Here is a 19,471-nt window from a genome sequence, read left to right on the forward strand (position 1 = left end):
ATTTAATAATATTTTAAAGCAAAAAGGCATATTTATGCCGTTTTAATACAATTAAAAATTAATCACACCAAAACGTCATTACCATTTTTGCGAAAATTCACGTATAAAACTGAGAAAAGATATAATATCAAACTCCAGCAGAGTTAACTTGACATATATACGTTAAACAGCTTATTTATCTTGTTTCTTATAAGCAACAAATTAAAACCATCCAAATTCTTTGAAATACGCTCTATAAGCAACCTACTATAACTTATACCCTACAAGCATTGATGAATAGATGTTATTAAACATAAAAAAATGAGGGATATAAGAATTGCTTATGCATAGTTTAATGTCAAAGCTAGAGGCTTATAGCTGTGTAAGATTTTTTTGGGTGAGGTAAAAGAGAACTTGAACTGCTGCATCATCTGACTATGGTGCAGCAGTGGCTTAAGCAACCTTCTAGGGTTTGGGGCTAGGAGGCAGCTATAAAGGGGAGCTTTACTTTAGCTTTAGAAAGCTGGGGCTACCAAAATGATGAGAGAGCGAGCGTTGACCTTTACTTTGTCACCAGCATTGTAGTGAGGCATAGTAAAGATATTTACTACATCATCTGGGAGGCTATCGGCGGTGTCGACTAACATGCTCCACTGGCGCTTGGAGTTACGTGGTAATGGTGGTAACTCAACATCAAGGTCTTCCCAATAAGCATTAACAAAGATGTAGGCATAAATGCTATAAACACCCCAGTAAGCCATAAGACCAATGGTATGGGAGTTATCTGACCAATCAGGTTGGAATGGCTTAACACCATGCCACTGTAATTTGGTATTACGTAACACACCATCAAGCATAGTATAGTTACGGCGACGGAAAGTATTAGAAGCACGAGTTCTAATGGTACGGCGCTTAATCATTTGACGGGTAAAGGCAAGCATTTCCTCTTGGCGCTTATCTAAGTCCCAGTTCATCCAAGAGAGCTCATTGTCTTGGCAGTAGGCGTTATTGTTGCCATTTTGAGTGCGCAAGATCTCATCACCCATTAAAATCATTGGGGTACCCATGGATAAGACAGTAAGAGCTAACATGTTCTTACATTGACGTAAGCGTAATTCATTAAGATGCTCATCGTCGGTAGGGCCTTCAATACCATAGTTAGTTGAGTAGTTGTCATTATTACCGTCACGGCCCATTTCACCATTGTCTAAATTATGCTTATAGGAATAAGACACAAGATCATTAAGGGTAAAGCCATCATGACAGGTAATAAAGTTAATACTCTTTTGTGGGTCGATTTCTCTTTCGTTATAGATATCTGGAGAGCCAATTAAGCGTAATACGAACTTCTTAATAGAGTTAGAGTCACCTCTCATAAAGGATCGAACATCGTCTCTAAATTGACCATTCCACTCACGCCACTTTGAGCCAGAAATGTTACCTAATTGGTAAAGACCACCAGCATCCCAAGGCTCAGCAATAATCTTAGCATCGGCTAAGCGGCAGTTGCGGTCAATATCTAAGAGGGCAGGGGCATTCTTAAGTGGAGTACCATCAGCATCACGAGCTAAAATGGAGGCTAAATCAAAGCGGAAGCCATCAACGTGCATTTCCTCTTTCCAGAAAATAAGAGAATCTAAGATTAAGGAACGTACAATTGGATTGTTGGCATTAAGGGTATTACCACAACCAGAGTAATTGTAGTAATCACCTTGGTCGTTCATGATGTAATAGCTGCGCTTATCATAGCCCTTAAAGCAATAACATGGGCCGTTGGCATCACCTTCTGAGGTGTGGTTATAAACCACGTCTAAAATTACCTCAATACCATTACGGTGGAGAGCCTTAACCATGTCTCTAAACTCATCTAATGGGCCCATAATGGACTTATCAGAGGAGTAGGCCTCATGAACAGCAAAGAAGCTCATTGGGCAATAGCCCCAATAGTTTTCTTTACCAGGCAAAGCATCAAACTTGTCGTATTGGTAAACAGGGAGCAACTCAACAGCAGTAACACCCAAATCAACTAAATAAGGGATCTTTTCAATTAAGCCACGGTAAGAGCCTCGAATGTCCTCAGCTACTTGAGAGCTTGGGTGAGCGGTAAAGCCCTTAACATGCATTTCATAAATAACAGTCTTATTTAAAGCATGCTTAGGAGCACAGTCTAAGCCCCAATTATACTTAGAGGTATCTACTACTACGGAACGGGCGGCAGTAGCAACATTTTGCTCTTCATCATTGCCTTGGAAACGTTGGTAGTTTTTAGGAAATACTACACGCTTACCATAAGGATCAATTAAGACCTTGCCAATTTCCACGTGGCTAGCAGCTGACTTATAAGAGCGTACGGCTTCACGAACACGCCAAGCGTAAATTTGTTGATCACCAATGCCTGCAACAAATACATGCCAGTAATAAACAGAGCGGAATAAGTGTGAGGATAGGGAGATGACTGTTGGCTGAGTATCGTCAACATCTTTGAATAATAAGAGCTCAATAACCGAGGCGGCAGGGCAATAAATGGCAAAGTTAACACCACCATTTTCAATGGTAGCTCCCAGTTTATTGCAATGTCCTTGAGAGACAACATATTTATCCAAGATTCTTCTCCATTTTCCAAACGAGCCAAGACAACTAAGAGCTAAATACTTGATAGTTCCCCTTAGATAGTTTGTTGCTCTAACGACAGATCAATACTGCTACCAATATGAATGGTTAGATATGTATTACAGACTCAATTAAGATGCAGCAAAGATGCAAAGATTCAGCACTTAATTGCCCTCTTGTAAGGGATACAAGCTCCTAATGATACTGGTAATTTGTGCTGGCTATATTTTGCCAGCAAAACTTAAAAAATCAAGATGTATATCATGTTTTGCTAAAGATAAACTTGACAACAAAACGGCTTTTTTATCCTGATTGTTGCAATGCTTAATCCCAAAAGATATTTATCATCACTACAGAGGTTCTCATAGGTCTTAGCCAAAGTAATACGCATGTAAATTATGTTTTATCTATTAAGAGCATACAAAGTAGCAAGATACAGTGTTTGTGCAGGTAAGATACATTAATAAAACCAAGTGAACCATACTCACATCAAGCTGCATGGAAAAGCTTTAAGTAAGGGCATTTAAATTGTGGCTTTAATGCTCCTAAAAGGAGCAAGTGTTACCAATCCAAAACAAGCTTAGCTATTCTCTGAAAATAGCCTCGGGCTCATAAAATGGGCTAAACTTCATTAAATTAAGCTCTCATGCTTTCTGTATAGTCTGACTGAACAATAGCTCAGTTAATACTTTTTGTTAGCCTGGTAAGGTGCAAAGTAGGAAAGAGCAAGCTTAATAGGCTAAACTTAACACTTAAGAGCTAATCTTTTCTTTGGCAGCTCAGCCCAGCCTAGCTTAGCAAAGCAAAGCTAAGCCTCGTGCAGCAAAACTCCGTGTAGCAAAGCTCAGTTCAACTAAGCTTTAGTTAATGGGAGCTAAGCTACGATGCATATGTATGTGCTTAGGCAAGCTAATATAAGTAAAGGCAAGCCAAGGCAGTCATAGCCAGCTAAGATGCATATGTATGTGTTCTGGCAAGCTAAGATAAGTCAAGGCAAGCCAAGGCAGTCAGAGCTAGCTAAGAGGCATATGTATGTGCTCGGGCAAGCTAAGATAAGCAAAGGCGAGCCAAGGCAGCCATAGCTAGCTAAGATGCATATGCGTGTTCTGGCAAGCTAAGATAATCCAAGGTGAGCCAAGGCAGCCATAGCTAGCTAAGATGCATATGCGTGTTCTGGCAAGCTAAGATAATCCAAGGTGAGCCAAGGCAGTCAGAGCTAGCTAAGAGGCATATGTATGTGCTCAGGCAAGCTAAGATAATCAAAGGCGAGCCAAGGCAGCCAAGGCCGTCACAGCTAGCTAAGAGGCATATGTATGTGTTCTGGCAAGCTAAGATAAGTCAAGGCGAGCCAAGGCAGCCACGGCCAGCTAAGATGCATATGTATATGCTCAGGCAAGCTAAGATAAGTCAAGGCGAGCCAAGGCAGCCACTGCTAGCTAAGATGCTTATATATGGGCACAGGAGAGCTAAGATAATCTAAAGTGAGCCAAGTTTAGCCAATGTGAGCCAAGGTGAATTTAGGGAATACCTGAGCTTAACAGTTAGTTGGTTTGGTCTTAGCTATAAGGGGTTGCCAGAGAAATTAGCTGACCATTTGTTTTTGTTTAAAGGGAATGCAGATATGGAGCTTACATTAGATAATGTTGCTACTTTAGCTTTAAATACCCAAGCTTTTGGTGTTAAGCAAAATTTACAGCGCATTAATCAAGCAGTTCAACAGGCCTTAGAGCAAGGAAAGAATGCTTTATTTTGTAGCGAGCTGTGTGTCAGCGGCATGGAGTGTAATGATTTATTCTTCTCCTCAGCCTTTATTGCTAAAGTGCAAGAGCAAGTAAAGGAGTTTCAAAGCTCATTACCTTTAGACTTTGTTGTTGGTCTGGGCATGCCTAAGATCATGACTGCCTCTTGCTTTGCTAATGAGGAGGCCTTTAATGCTGCTATTGCTTATGATGATGAAGAGCAAAAAGAGCAAGCTGCCTTGTATGGTTTAGAAAATGGCCCTTTAGCTAGTGCTTATGTCTTACTTACTCGTGATGAGGTGGTATTTACTGCTCCAAGTAAGTTAAAGCTTGAGCATAGCCGTCTTGATTATAGTGTGCGCTATTTCTACCAAGCCTATGAATTTCCAGGCTTTGATTTAGTTCATGGCTATGTAGCTCAAGTAGGCGAGCAAAAGATTTTAATTGCCTTTGGTGATTCTCAATTATTTATTAGCCCTGATTTGCAGGACTACATTGCACAGCACCATGATGAATTTGCCTTTATCGTAGTGCCAGAGGCTTATGGCTATGAAGTGGAATTACCTCAGCGTTATGAGCAAGAGGCCTTAGCCTTAGCTGCTACTTATAACTTGCCTTTAATTAGAGTTAATAATTTAGGTTGCGAGGGTGGTTCTACCATTTATGATGGTCAGTGTATCTTTATTAAAGATAATGAAGTTATTGCCCGTAATCCTTTATTCTCCTTTAGACCATATGAAATAGTTACTGCTAAGAGCGGTGTAGAGCCAGCTTTGGCTGAGTACGATGAAATGCTCAAAGCTGTGGCTCTTGGTATGTATGACTGGATGAAAAAGACCCACTCTAAGGGCTTTGCTCTGTCTTTGTCAGGTGGTGCTGACTCTGCTTTATGTGCAACTGTAGTAGCTTTAAGCCAGGTACATGCTTTACGCCATTTAGGTGCCCAAGAATACGTACAAGAGCTCAAAGAGCTTAATATTAAGTTTGACTATGATGCCTTCTTAGAGGAGGTCATAAGCCTTGGTGGCATGGGCCCATATTCAAGCGCTACTAGCAATCTTCTTATGGAAAAGATGATTGAGGTGCTTAAAAAGTATGTTATTCCACAGGTATTGGTATGTGCCTACCAAGGATCTGACTACTCGGGTCAAGTAACCAGAGTAGCTGCTACCAAGATGTCTGAGTGCTTAGGTGCTACTTTCTATGAGTGGTCAATTTCCAATGTTGTAAGTGACTACTTAAGTAATATCAATAAGGCTTTAGGCTATGAGCTTAGCTGGAGCAGCGATGATATTGCTCTGCAAAATATTCAAGCACGCTCTCGTTTACCTGGTATTTGGTTATTAGCTAACCATAAGGGCTTTTTACTAATTGCTACCTCAAACTTATCTGAGGCTGCGGTAGGCTATTGCACTATGGATGGCGATACTGCTGGTGGTTTAAGCCCAATTGCAGGTATTGGTAAGAGCACTATCTTAAAGATGAATCGTGCCATTATGCATGATGGTATTGGCTTAGATGGTTTTGAGCAGCGCTTTAAAGTTCCTGCCATGAGCTATATTGTAGCCCAAGCCCCAACAGCTGAATTGCGTCCAGGTGGTGAGCAAACTGATGAAAAGGACTTAATGCCATATCCACTATTAGACACCATTCGTCGCCTCTTTGCCCAGGAGGACATGCTACCAGATCAAATCGAGCATGCCTTAATTGCAGGCAAGGAAGATGACTTTAAGAGCGTTACTGTAGATTTAGGCCTGAGCGACGAGGATATTAAGCGCTCAGTCAAGCGCTTCTTTAACCTCTTTCAACGTAACCAATGGAAGCGTGAGCGCTTTGCCACCGCCTTCCACATCGAAAAGGACGACAGCTCCCCTAAGGGCTACTTACGCCTCCCAGTGCTAAGCGCCTCCTTATACGATTAGCCACCTGCGCAACCCCATCAAGCAACAACTAGCTTAAAACACTACCAGCCCAGTTAAATTAGCCGCCAAGCCTCAAGCCTGGCTCCATAACTGGGCTCTTTCGTAGTTAAAGCCCCCTTCCAACCTCTACCTCAGACGAAGCTCAAGCCTGAATCTAAGCCACAACTTTTGTTGAGTAGAACCCAAAATTTTGTTGCCGAGTATATTGAATTTCAATGTCTGTTTACCTGAAATTTGCTGAAATTTATCCCTTATTGATATAAATCCGATATATATCAGGATAGTTGTTTTTTGAAAGTGATATTTATCACTTAATCGAAAATGCTCTTTGTGCTCTTAAAGCTGATTTACAAGGGAAATTTCGTAAGTTAAGGGATAATTTTCAGCAAATTTCAGGCACTAGTGCATTGTATTTTGCCACGATTTTTTCAACAACTCTTGCTAGAATAAATGAGCAAATTTATATCGCATTTATATACTATTAACACACTATATCGAAAATCGTAGCAGCTCTTGGGTGCGTACTTGTCACTATAGTCGAGAGAAACGCAGCAAATAATTGAGGTGAACGTATGGCTATTCATAATAAGTCACATCATAATCATGCTTTGATGTCTTTGAATAAAATGCGCAAAGACAATACGCTTAAGCATAAGACGGCGGCTGATTTTTCTAATCCTGATAAAACTAAGATATGCCTGAATATCATGGACTGCTGTGATTTTTTGAAAGCAATACCTGACAATTCCGTGCAGTTAATTTGCATTGACCCGCCATATAATCTCGAACTTGCAGACTGGGATATTTACGACAACTATATTGAGTGGGCTGCAAAATGGCTTGATGAAGCATACAGAGTTCTTTCAATGGACGGTAGTATGGTTATTTTTGGTGGCATTCAGTTTAGAGATGTCAAATCGGGAGATTTGATTGATATAATTCATTACATCAGACATAATACAAAGTTCAAGTTGATTAACACTATTATTTGGCGATACAAAAATGGAATGTCTGCTCATCGGTATTTTGCCAATAGACATGAGGAAGTAATTTGGTTGGCCAAATCTAATGACTATTATTTTGATTTAGATTCTGTTAGAGTGCCATATTCTGAAAAGGAATTGGCACTAGCACTGAAAGATAAGCGGCTAAATCCCGAAAACACAATGAAAGGGAAAAACCCAACAAATGTATGGGAAATCGGCCGTTTAAACGGAAACAGTAAAGAGCGGGTAGGACACCCGACTCAAAAGCCTATTGAAATAATTGGTCGTTTTGTTAAAGCTCTATCATACCCAGGCTCTGTAGTACTTGATTTTTTTGCGGGCAGCGGTACTGTTGGGCGTGTCTGTATCACAGAGGGACGACATTGTTTGATGTGTGATAGTGCCATTACTTCAATAGACTATTTCAATAAGCATCTTGAATTGATGAAGAATTTAGGGCAAAACACTGATTATATAGAAATCAGCAGCGTTGATGATTTTTTCACACCTATCTTTCAAAATTCGACAACGTCAGCATTATAGTGCAAGAAAATGGTGAAATAAACACAATTGCACTATGGATGGCGATACTGCTGGTGGTTTAAGCCCAATTGCAGGTATTGGTAAGAGCACTATATTAAAGATGAATCGTGCCATTATGCATGATGGTATTGGCTTAGATGGCTTTGAGCAGCGCTTTAAAGTTCCTGCTATGAGCTATATTGTAGCCCAAGCCCCAACAGCTGAGTTGCGTCCAGGTGGTGAGCAAACTGATGAAAAGGACTTAATGCCATATCCATTATTAGACACCATTCGTCGCCTCTTTGCCCAAGAGGACATGCTACCAGATCAAATCGAGCATGCCTTAATTGCAGGCAAGGAAGATGACTTTAAGAGCGTTACTGTAGATTTAGGTCTAAGCGACGAGGATATTAAGCGCTCAGTCAAGCGCTTCTTTAACCTCTTCCAGCGTAACCAATGGAAGCGTGAGCGCTTTGCCACCGCCTTCCACATCGAAAAGGACGACAGCTCCACTAAGGGCTACTTACGCCTCCCAGTGCTAAGCGCCTCCTTATACGATTAGCCCTCAGCGCAACTCCAGCAAGCTACAAATAGCTTAAAACACTACCAGCCCAGTTAAATTATCCGCCAGGCCCAAAGCCTGGCCATTTAACAGGGTTCTTTCGTAGTTAAAGCCCCTTCCAACCACAAGCCAACCTCAGGCTAAGCTTAAGCCTGAATATAGGCCACAGCTTGAGATTAAACCTCAGCCTGAACCTGAACCCCAGCCCATAGCGACAGCTAAAGCCTCTTAGCGCTTTTACATTTGTTAGTACTTACCATTACCTGGGGCAAATAAAAGTCCTGTGGGATCAACAGGCTATTATCCAGATATTTAGAAAATGGCAGCTTTCTGAGCAAGGTATTTTAGCGGTTTATTACTATTGTCAGGTAAACCATAATGCGGCCATACTAAGGTATCCCACAAGATATTTACTTGAACAATTACCTTTGAACTCGCACTTGGCCGTACCCTTGCACTTGCCATTGCTCTTGCCTTAGAACTTGCTCTTGCATTTGCCCCTATCATTGCCATTGCTCTTGCCCTTAGAACTTGTCATTGAACTTACCCTTACGCTGGCACTAGTGAGAGTTTACGAAAGTTTATTCATGGTCAAACCAAAAATTAACAAGGATAATGTTAGCCTTAAGCTAGCTCATAGTTGTAAACGAACTTTTGAAAACTTGCACTTACAATTGTATTTGCCTTTACCTTTGAAATTGAACTGGCTCTGGCACAAGCAAAACCAGCCTTTGGGCTCTATCAGCCCTGAAATAAATTGCGAAAAAAGGCAGGGGTTATATCACGAGGTAAGGATGGTGGTGGGGTTCTTAAACTTTTGTTGCCAAGTATATTGCCAGATAGATCACGGCTTATTGCACTTGTGTAGTCTAAAATATATTATAGTGGTTTAAGTACAGATTTAACTATTATTTGGTAGACTGTTGGGAGATAAGAGCATGAGTGATATGGCGGCTGGCAAAATTGATGCTCAAGAGCAGGTAGAGGACACAAACATTCAGTCCTTTTACAAATTGCTTAATAGCATTGAGCAAAGCTCTAGCGATGAGAAGGATAAGGGTACTCGTTTTGAGAATCTGGTCTTAGACTTTTTGCAAAACGATCCTACCTATAAGAATGATTTTGCTAAGATTCAAACCTATGCTGACTGGGCACAAGAGCATACTGACATTGTTCCTAACAAGAAAGATATTGGTATTGACTTAGTTGCTACCAACTTATGCTTAGACAATGAGTCTCAAACTTACACTGCTATTCAATGTAAGTTTTATGCTCAGGATGCCAAGGTTCCTAAAAAGGAAATCGACTCCTTTCTATCAGCCTCTGATACCTCTTTCTTTACTGGTCGCATACTGGTTGCTACCAATAGCAATTGGTCTGACAATGCTTTAGCTACCTTAGCAAGCAAGACTGTGCCTTGTATTGTGATTGATCGTGAGCAATTAGCCCAATCCTCTATTAACTGGTCTAAATATCAACAGACTGGACAAGTACAAGTTACCAAGCGCTCATTACGTACCTATCAGCAAACTGCATTGCAAAACGTCATCTCAGGCTTTAAGACTCATGATAGAGGCAAGCTGATTATGGCTTGCGGTACAGGTAAGACCTATACCTCTTTAAAGATTGCTGAGGCTCAGACCAATAATAATGGTTTTGTGCTTTTCTTAGTGCCATCCTTAGCCCTCTTAAGCCAAACTCTATCTGATTGGAAACAACAAAGTGAATTTCCAATTAGGGCTTTTGCTGTATGCTCTGATACCACTGTGGGTAAGAAGACTAAGAGCGGCTCTATCGATGATTTATTAACTCCTAATGAGCTTAACTACCCTGCTACTACCAATGAGCAAGATTTAGCCAAGCATGTGCAAAATGCTTTCCAATATAAAGAGCAGCAGCAAGAACAAGGCATGGTAGTCATTTTCTCTACCTACCAATCCATTGAAGTTATTGCCCTTGCTCAAAACAAGTTAGGCATGCGTCCTTTTGACTTAGTAATTTGCGATGAGGCCCACCGCACCGCAGGTGGCTACCTTATCAATCCAGACCTTACTAAAAAGGAAATCCTTGCTCACAGCGGCCTCCTAAATGACACCAACCTTAGTGCCACCAATGCCGAGCAAACCCAAGCGCCAGCACCAGTTCCAGCAACTGCTGAGACCCAAGCTGCAATTATAGCCCCTCAAGTTCCTAATGCTCCAAGCACTGCCAAGGCAGATGCTCTGTCAGCACCAGAACAAGAACCAGCAACCAAGGCTAAAACCAAGTCACGCAAGTCAAAATTGGACTTTATTGATGATGAGGAAGCTGTCTTTACTCGTGTTCATAATGACCAGTTTATCCACGCTAAAAAGCGCTTGTATATGACTGCTACTCCAAAGATCTATGGTGATGCTGCTAAAGAGCAAAAAGACAATAATGAAGTAATCCTTTATTCTATGGATGATGAGGCTGTATTTGGCCCAGTATTCCATAGTTTGAATTTTGATGAGGCCGTGCAATTAGGCTGTCTGGTCGACTACAAGGTCATTGTTCTTGCCTCAGACTCTCGCTTTATACGTAGTGATGAAGACATCATTGAACGTATTAATGAAGATCACGCCGCTCGTATTATTGGTAGCTGGAAAGCTCTCAACAAGTATGGCACCTCTGAGGACTTACATGATGATGCTAAGCCAATGAAAAGAGTGGTAGGCTTTGCTCAAGTAATTAACAGAGATGCTAAGAACATCAAAATTGCCTCCAAGCTATTTACTCAAGAGTTTGACAATGTTGTTAATGTTTATCGTGACCAAGTTTTAGAACTTGCTAATAAAGAGCGTGATGCTTTTGAGGAACAAGAGTACGAATATGTTGCCAATCACCAACTACACTGCGATTGTAAGCATATTGATGGCTCTATGAATGCCAATCAAAAAGGCGATCTCTTACAGTGGTTGCGTGAAGAGCCAGAGCAGGATCACTGCAAAATTCTCTTTAACGTGCGCTGTCTGAGCGAAGGCGTGGATGTGCCTGCGCTGGATGCTGTTATCTTCTTGTCCCCACGTAAGTCCCAAGTTGAGGTAGTGCAGACTGTGGGCCGTGTAATGCGTCGTGCCCCTGGCAAGATACGTGGCTATGTCATTTTGCCAGTAGTGGTAGACAATTTAGAGAATATTGATAATGCCTTAAGCCGCTCTGATAAGTTTGCCTGTATTTGGCAAGTGCTCAAGGCCTTAAAAGCCATTAACCCTAATGATGTCATAGTCGACGGTGCCTTAGAAAAACTAAGCGATCGTATCGAAGTAGTGTGCGTTAACCACAATGCTATTGAGCGCAAAGCTAAGTCAGCCACTAATAAACCAAAAGTTTACAGTGATGGTGAAGGCAAAGGCGAAGGCTCAAGCTCTGGCGCTGGAGATTTATTAAGTGGCTCTCTAGCACCAACTCAAGGAACTCTTATTGGTGAGGACTTTGTATTTAAGGTAGAAAATACCATTAAGTCAGCCATTATCAAGAAGCTTGGTAATCGCCGTGAATGGGAAGAATGGGCTGAGGATGTAGCTGAAATCTGTAAGAATCAGGTAGCTTTCATCAAAGACAAACTCAACAACACCGAAAACAAAGAACTGCGCTATGCTTTTAATGACTTTAAGGATCAGCTCTCATGCTCAATTAATGGTCATAAGGCAACTCAAAATGATAACCAAAATGCTCAAGATGCGCTCTTTGGTGGTAATACCCTTAGCGATGACGAAGTAATTGAGATGCTCTCCCAGCATATCGTAATTAAGCCAGTGCTTGATGCTCTCTTTAAGGGCTATGCTTTTACAGAGAACAACCCAATTGCCAAAGCTCTTACTGATATGCTGGAGAAGTTTGACGATAATGGGTTGCATAAGGCTAACAAGGAACTGGAGTACTTCTACAGATCGGTTGGCATTCGTATGCAAAACGTTAAGACCATTGCCGAGCGCCAATCCGTAATTGTCGACTTATTCGATCGCTTCTTTAAAGTAGCTTTCCCTAAGCAACAGGAAAAGCTGGGTATTGTTTATACTCCATTAGAAGTAGTGGACTTTATTAACCACTCTGTAAATGACATCTTAAAGCAAGAGTTTGGTCAGACCTTTGCCGATCCTGGCGTACATGTCCTTGATCCATTTACTGGTACAGGTACCTTTATTACCCGACTAATGCAATCTGAGGACTTAATCCCCAAGGATGCCTTACCTTACAAGTACTTTAACGAACTGCATGCCTTTGAGCTTATGCCTCTTGCCTACTATGTAGCCTCCATCAATATGGAAGCTGTATATCAAGAGTTTTTCCCAAAGGCTCCATACGCTCCAAACAACATTACAGTCTTAACCGACACCTTTGCCCTGCACGATGAGGAAATAGCCCCAATCTTTAAGGACTCCATCGGCAAAAACACCTCCCGCCGCAAGCAAGTCGACAGCCTCGACCTGCGTGTCATTATTGGCAATCCTCCATATTCTGTAGGTCAGGATAACCAAAATGATGACAACAAGAATGATCGCTATTTAGGTGATGGCGGTGTGGATACACGTGTTCAGGATACATACGTTAAAGAGGCAAAAGGAGTTAACTTAAAAGGAAAGCTCTATGATAGTTATATCAAAGCTTTTAGATGGGCCTCTGATAAGTTAGGCGATAAAGGCGTGATTGCCTTTGTTACTAATGCAGGTTGGCTTGATAGCGCATCTGCTAACGGCATGCGTAAGTGCTTGTCAGAAGAGTTTAGCTCTATTTACATTTACCACTTAAAGGGTAATGCCAGAACATCAGGTGAACAAAGACGTCGTGAAAAGGACAATGTTTTTGGTGTTGGAAGCCGTGCTCCTATTGCTATCACTATTTTGGTAAAGAATCCAAATGCCGCAGAACAAGGCAAGATCTACTTTGGGTGTGTTGATGACTACATGAGCAGAGAGGATAAGCTCGGTCAGCTTGCTAAGTTAGGTACTATTAAGAGTGCAAAATTAACAGAAATTGTTCCTGATGAGCATAATGATTGGCTCAATCAGAGACGAACTGACTTTGCCAAGTTTATTACTGTTGATGGCAAAAAGACTGATGGCTTAGCTGTATTTAATAATTTTAGTTTGGGAATTTTCACTAGTCGTGATGTTTGGTCATATAACGCTTTAAAAGAAAAGATTACATCTAATTTCAATAGATGTATTAGTTTCTATAATGAGCAAGTTTCACTTAAGAAACAGCTAGGAGATAGCTTTGTTCGTGATACTGATCCTAAAAAGATTAAGTGGGATAGACCTCAAATTAAACATGTTGAGATGGGCAGAGCTTATCCTGAATTTAAAGAATCAAGCATTGTTACTTCAGTTTATAGACCGTTCTTTAAGCAGTTCTTTTACAATGATCCATTATGGATTAACTGTACTTACCAAATGCCAAAGCTCTTCCCTTATAGCGGCGCTAAAAACTTAATTATTGGCATTGTTAGTGTAGGAGCTAAAGACATAAATTGTTTGATATCAGATTCTATTATGGATCTACATGTCCTTGATTCTGGTACACAATGCCTTCCACGCTACGTTTATACCGAAGCTCTTAAGGGTGGGTTGATTGGAGAGTTCAAGTCGGTTCAGCCTGATGAGCATGGCTATGTGCGCAGTGATGGTATCAATCCTGAGGCGGTCCAGCACTTTAAGGATGCTTATCATGAGCATGCTGATAAGGTCGATGTGGATGCGATTTTCTACTATATTTATGGCGTGTTGCATAGCCCTGAGTATCGTAGTACTTATGCTAACAACCTACAAAAGGAGCTGGCTCGTATTCCACGTGTGGCTACTTATGAGGAATTTGCTGCTTTTGAAAAGGCTGGTCGTGCTCTAGCTGAGCTTCATGTTAACTATGAGACTGTAAAGCCATATGATGGCTGCACCATAGAGATGGCTGATGCTCCTTCTTACCGAGTAGAAAAGCTTGCCTATGGCAAGATTGCTGGGCAAAAAGGTGATGCAGCCAAGGATCGCTCAACCATTATCTACAACAACAGCATTGCCATTAAGAACATTCCTCTTGAGGCTCAAGAGTACATTGTTAACAAGAAGTCTGCCCTTGATTGGATTGTGGAGCGTTGCTGTGTTTCTACCGATAAGGACAGCGGCATTGTTAATGACTTTAATGACTATGCTAAAGAAATGGGTGATGAGAAGTACATATTTAAGCTTATTTTAAGAGTGATTACTGTTTCTCTTGAAACTATGAAGATAGTAAAGGCTCTACCAAAGCTTAATATCCACCCATTAGATAAGTAAGTCTGTTGTAAACAGCTAATAGCTGTAGTCGATTAAGCACATAATATGAAAAGCTCTTATGCAGAAATGCTTAGGAGCTTTTCTTTGAATGCAAACCAACAGCTTGAGTGTTAGGGCGGTAGTAGCATTAATAGCAATCGAGTAATGATAAGTAGACCATTAATTTGATTAGATTGTATACAGTTAGAGTTGGTGTTTTAAGGTAAATACGTGATTGTCTCTACTATGTCTGAGCCTTTGCAAGAGCTCTATTAGAGATGAGCAGATATCAAGAGCAAATTAAGAGATATCAGGGTAGACATTGTTAACGTAGACTTGGTCTTGGCTGTTGGTTGAAGAGCTAGAGCTAGAGCTACTATTACTATTGCAGCCTACTAATACTGTGGCTAACAATAAGGCACAAATTAAGGATAGAAATTTCATAGAGTTAACTCCTAAAGGAAGTTGGTAGACAAAACTCAAAGTTACTCCTTTATTATTGGCAGGGTCGACGCATCTTTTTTTCCGAAGAAATTATATTAATATAGTTTGCATGGAAAACCTAAACAATTTGCTATTTTAGCTTATTTATGCAATTCTACATCCTCTTATTTCGCTAAAGAGGATATTAATATGGAATTAGTTTTTTTTTTTTTAAGGATATTAAAGACCCAAGAATAGATCGTACCAAAAAATATCCTTTAGATGAGCTTATATTCAGTGCTTTAGTTGCTATTTGGTCAGGAGCTAGATCATGGTACGAAATAGCAGAGTTTGCTGAGGATAAGCTACAGCTGCTTAAAGAGTTTTTGCCCTTTACTAATGGCATTCCTTCACATGATACTTATAACCGGTTCTTTTCTATTCTTCCAGAGGAAGAGTTTGAAAAGGCATTTATTTCTTTTGCAGAGTATCTGATTGGAGATAGTCTCGAAGGTAAACTAATTAACCTTGATGGCAAACAAATGCGTGGCGCAACAAAAGCAAGTGATGGAATCATCCATATTGTTGCGGCCTGGTGTGCTGATTGTAAACTATCTTTAGGCCAAGTGTCTGTTGATGATAAGAGCAACGAAATTACTGCTATTCCTTTGCTTTTAAACAAGCTAAATATCAAAAAAGCCGAAGTTTCTATAGATGCTTTAGGAACACAAACTGAAATTGCTAAGTTGATTAATGATAAGCAGGGATTCTATTTGCTTGCTGTTAAAGATAATCAAAAGTCACTTAATGATGAGGTCAAAGAGTTATGTTGCAACTATAAGCCAATAGATGTTGACAACGAAATTGATTCATATAGTGGTAAAGTGATTCAGCGAAAATGTGAGGTTTTTAAAGCTAATCCAAAAGTAATCACAACCTCAAGCAGATGGGCTGGACTTAAACAAGTTATTAAAGTTACTTGCACTACTACAAACAAGGCATCAGGTGAGACAGCCGAAGATATTCGTTATTATATTGTTAACTCCAAATTTGATGCAGCTCACTACCTTGCGAGCACTAAAAACCACTGGTCAATTGAGAATGACTGCCACTGGCAACTTGATATAAGTTTTAATGAGGATGAGACTAGAAAAACAAAAAACTCCGCTAAGAATTTCTCTCGTCTCCTTCGCTTTGCTCTTAACTGTGTGCGTTCAGTTGATTTTGGTGAAAAAAGAAACAAGAGCTCCGTAAAGAGTAGATGCTTTGCACTAGCAAATTCCAAAGATCTTTTGATGAAGCTACTTTACAACAAGGCTATCGAAAAATAAGACACGTCGACCCTGTTATTATTGGGGGCTGCTTAGGAAAACATGAGATTACTGCCCATAAGCAAGCTCAATTAAAGAAATAGGGCGTTAGAGCCCCAGACAAAGAAAAAAGTGGAGTTGCCTGGCAAAAATAAAGGGCAGGATGCTTGGCCATCTTGCCCTTTAATTATTTGCGAAAAATAAACTGAATTATTTGTTGCTTGCGTTGGAGCTTAGCACCGGCTCTTTATCATGAGCATCTTGCTGGAGCTTTTGAGCTTGGGCTTGAGCCTTAGCTTGGGCGGCCATTTCTTTGGCAATTTCTTTAGCAGCCTCTTCTTTAATAGCACTAATAGCATCATGACTTGGGGGTTCTTTGGCGGCTAGCTGAGGATTAATCTTAAGGCTAGCAGGGGCTTTTAGAATTACCAAGATAGCAATGAATACTAAAGTACAGCCTGAGACAAAGAATACTGAGGCTAAGTTGACATAAGTAGCAATCAAACCACCAATAAGCGGGCCAATAGCACCACCAATTTGCTGGGAGGAGAACAGCATACCAAAAGCTGAGCCTCTTTCTAATGGTGAGGTTAGATTAATAATCATGGCATTAGCTGATGGGAAAATGCCAGAAAAGCCTAAGCCTACACAAAATTGCAAAATAGCAAAAGGAACCAGAGTATTAGGTATATATTGAGCCGCAATTAAGATACCAGCTGCGATTAATGCGGTAACCATGGTGCGATAAAAGCCAATAGCCTGTCCCTTACGACCCCAAATAGGAGCAGCAATAGCTCCTGCAAAACCTGATAGCGAGAATACTAAACCTGAAATTAAAATTAGGTTCTCATCTGTACCTCTTAGCTCTCCAATATAGAGAGTTAAGATAGGCTGGAGCAATAAAATCACCATATTGGTAAGGCCTGTGGCGATGAGCAAAATCATAATGCCATTACGCTTTAGAAGCTCACCATAGGACACCACTGCTTTACCTTTTTGATCTTGGGCTTTTGGTGGTTCTTTAATAAAGAAGATGGTTACCAAGGTAATTGCGCATAAGGCACCAGCTGAGATAAAGAAAGAGGTGCGAATACCAAAAGACTCTGCTAATACACCACCAAAGAGAGGGCCTAAAATACCACCACAAATATTGGCACTTTGCATTACACCCATACTAATGCCTACCTTATTAGCTGGGGTATAAGCTGAGGTTAGAGCTAAGGAAGCTGGCCATAAACCAGCAGCAAAACCTTGCAAGATACGCACTAAGAATAGCTGGAAAGGAGTTTGTACTAAGGCACCTAAAAAGTAGGTTAAGGCAATTAAGGAGCTGGAGCGAATAAGCATGAGCTTCTTGCCCTTAGAGTCTGCCATCTTGCCCCAAATAGGAGCCATTACTGCGCATACGGCAAAGGAAATAGCAAAGATAGCACCTGTCCAGATATTTAAAGACTCAGGTGAAGCTCCTAGATCATTTTTTAGGTAGAGAGGTAAAAAAGGAATAAGCATAGTGTAGCTTGCTGACATTAACACTACATTACATGTCATCAAAGCTAGAACAACTTTCCAATTCATGGGGATCTCCTGTTTCCGAATAATTTCTTAAACAAGACAAATAAGCTAGCTAAACACTAATAAGAAGCTTTACCTGCACAGCAAGTAAAGTGTGGCAAGAATCTATTGTCTTGTAGCCCTAAGTGCTTTGGTCTTTAGCACTCCCTCTGCTAAAACAGCGGAAACAAGAGAGTACTTTGTTTCTAAAAAGTTAGGCTAAAGTGTGCTTATAAAAGCCACAGGCAAAGAGAAATAAGCATAATGCCTAAGCATAGAGTTTAGAAGGTAAATCCACTCCCTAAACAATCACCAAGCAAACACTACTAAAGTGCCAATTAGTAGGGCCAAAGAGCACCTTAAATAAGCACAAGGTCAAAATGACGTTAGTGAGTACAACTGGAGTTGTTTTAGAAAGTTTCTAAGACTAAGCAAGAGATAAAAGCCTTCGATTTGGCCTCACGCGCATAGCCGAAAAAACAAAAAATCATTAAATAAAACAAAATATGCGTGGTAGGGAAATTAAGAAAGCTTAAGCCTTTGGTTAAAGTATATTCCTATTTGCCATTAAGAAAAAACTATGTGGCACTAAATTTATCGACACCATCAGCACAAATACCATAAATATGCCAAAATGCCTATACGATATATTGCACCATCTTGGATCCTAGTGTGCTTTTGTGCTCTAAAATAAGCTCTTTGCTACTAATACCTGACATTGGTAAGCTACTTCCATAATTATGGGGCTTATAAAACCATTTTTCTTTATGGCAGAGTATGTCATAGAGCATTCATAATTTAGAAATAGTCATATGGACAAGGGAAATTGCAACTCTCGCAGAGTAATAGCTGACTAATGAGGCTATAGGTTTTCATCACAATAGTGATAAACAGGCTGTTTTTTGATTATTTATCCAACTGACCAAAGTCATATACATGTAGTGGTGCTAGTGGTTTTGATAAAGCAAATCCTAAAGTGGGGTGCTATAGTTTTAGCTATATTCATACTTACCTGTATTAACTTAGTATAAGCCTTAATAAGACCATATATGACAACAAGGCATTTGCTTTTAATGCATTCTAACACCAATTGATTCATGAAATGATGGATAAAAAACCTTGTAGGAATCATTTATTGCACATTACTTTCATAGTAAAGTTAATTGATAAATATCAATATGATGTTTGCTATAAAAGCAGGTCATAATGCTCTTCAGACCTGCTTTATGGGTAGGCTATACTTTTGGATAAGCACTAAAACTAAGGTAGCTTTCTGTTGCAACCCATGAGTCAAGTATCCATGGAAGGATACTCCAATTAAGATAAAGCCTACATATACATGTATCTTAAGTTTAAATTATTTGCTGCGTTCAGACCTTAGGTATGGTCAGAAGATAGAAAGAGGTTCATTAACAATGAACAAAGGCACATTCCTAATATATTAAGGAATATGCCTTTATATCAAAATGAACTCTGCATACTAAAGAAACCTCGGAATAGATTTGCCTTATATATCATATTTATCAAAAAATCGTATAGTTTACCTAACAATTAGGCTAACCTCTAATCATGTTCCATGAAAACAAGATATATATGAG

At 40.2% G+C, this 19,471-nt stretch carries 8 protein-coding genes; 5 read left to right on the top strand and 3 right to left on the bottom strand.

Features of this window, described 5'->3' with window-relative positions; translation table 11 throughout:
* Window positions 1-494: 494 nt before the first annotated feature.
* A complete protein-coding gene (locus tag MXE38_RS06355) occupies window positions 495-2,582 on the bottom strand; it encodes an isoamylase (protein ID WP_246913288.1) in 2,088 nt (695 codons plus the stop codon).
* Between the two features lie 1,628 nt (window positions 2,583-4,210).
* Between MXE38_RS06355 and nadE the strand changes: the two genes are divergently transcribed.
* From nadE to MXE38_RS06375, 4 genes are all read left to right on the top strand, one after another.
* On the top strand, window positions 4,211-6,250 hold the full coding sequence (gene nadE, locus MXE38_RS06360; protein WP_246913289.1) for an NAD(+) synthase: 2,040 nt from the start codon (window positions 4,211-4,213) through the stop codon (window positions 6,248-6,250).
* A gap of 572 nt (window positions 6,251-6,822) precedes the next feature.
* Window positions 6,823-7,779, top strand: coding sequence for a site-specific DNA-methyltransferase (locus MXE38_RS06365; protein WP_246913290.1), 957 nt, complete (start codon window positions 6,823-6,825; stop codon window positions 7,777-7,779).
* 34 nt (window positions 7,780-7,813) lie between these two features.
* Window positions 7,814-8,320, top strand: coding sequence for a hypothetical protein (locus MXE38_RS06370; protein ID WP_246913291.1), 507 nt, complete (start codon window positions 7,814-7,816; stop codon window positions 8,318-8,320).
* A 938-nt stretch (window positions 8,321-9,258) separates the two neighbouring features.
* The gene (locus MXE38_RS06375) at window positions 9,259-14,610 is read left to right on the top strand and encodes a type ISP restriction/modification enzyme (RefSeq protein WP_246913293.1); all 5,352 of its coding nucleotides are present in this window, start codon (window positions 9,259-9,261) and stop codon (window positions 14,608-14,610) included.
* A gap of 279 nt (window positions 14,611-14,889) precedes the next feature.
* Here MXE38_RS06375 and MXE38_RS06380 read toward each other — a convergent pair whose 3' ends face one another.
* Window positions 14,890-15,033 (bottom strand): hypothetical protein, encoded by a 144-nt coding sequence (locus tag MXE38_RS06380; protein WP_246913295.1) that lies wholly within the window; start codon window positions 15,031-15,033, stop codon window positions 14,890-14,892.
* A 218-nt stretch (window positions 15,034-15,251) separates the two neighbouring features.
* On the opposite strand from MXE38_RS06380, the gene MXE38_RS06385 reads away from it, so the two are divergent.
* Entirely contained in the window at window positions 15,252-16,343 is a 1,092-nt protein-coding gene (locus MXE38_RS06385; RefSeq protein ID WP_348647364.1) for an ISAs1 family transposase, read from the top strand.
* A gap of 189 nt (window positions 16,344-16,532) precedes the next feature.
* Here MXE38_RS06385 and MXE38_RS06390 read toward each other — a convergent pair whose 3' ends face one another.
* Complete coding sequence (locus tag MXE38_RS06390) at window positions 16,533-17,897, bottom strand: MFS transporter (RefSeq protein ID WP_246913297.1); 1,365 nt, start codon at window positions 17,895-17,897, stop codon at window positions 16,533-16,535.
* Window positions 17,898-19,471: the final 1,574 nt, after the last annotated feature.

Origin of the sequence: Anaerobiospirillum sp. NML120448 (assembly GCF_023050945.1) — a bacterium.
Taxonomy (GTDB): domain Bacteria; phylum Pseudomonadota; class Gammaproteobacteria; order Enterobacterales; family Succinivibrionaceae; genus Anaerobiospirillum.

What these genes read in the sequence shown, in the direction of transcription:
- MXE38_RS06370 (WP_246913291.1), top strand. Translation starts at nt 7,814, where the DNA reads ATGGATGGCGATACTGCTGGTGGTTTAAGCCCAATTGCAGGTATTGGT.
- MXE38_RS06390 (WP_246913297.1), bottom strand. Translation starts at nt 17,897, where the DNA reads ATGAATTGGAAAGTTGTTCTAGCTTTGATGACATGTAATGTAGTGTTA.
- MXE38_RS06365 (WP_246913290.1), top strand. Translation starts at nt 6,823, where the DNA reads ATGGCTATTCATAATAAGTCACATCATAATCATGCTTTGATGTCTTTG.
- MXE38_RS06380 (WP_246913295.1), bottom strand. Translation starts at nt 15,033, where the DNA reads ATGAAATTTCTATCCTTAATTTGTGCCTTATTGTTAGCCACAGTATTA.
- MXE38_RS06375 (WP_246913293.1), top strand. Translation starts at nt 9,259, where the DNA reads ATGAGTGATATGGCGGCTGGCAAAATTGATGCTCAAGAGCAGGTAGAG.
- nadE (WP_246913289.1), top strand. Translation starts at nt 4,211, where the DNA reads ATGGAGCTTACATTAGATAATGTTGCTACTTTAGCTTTAAATACCCAA.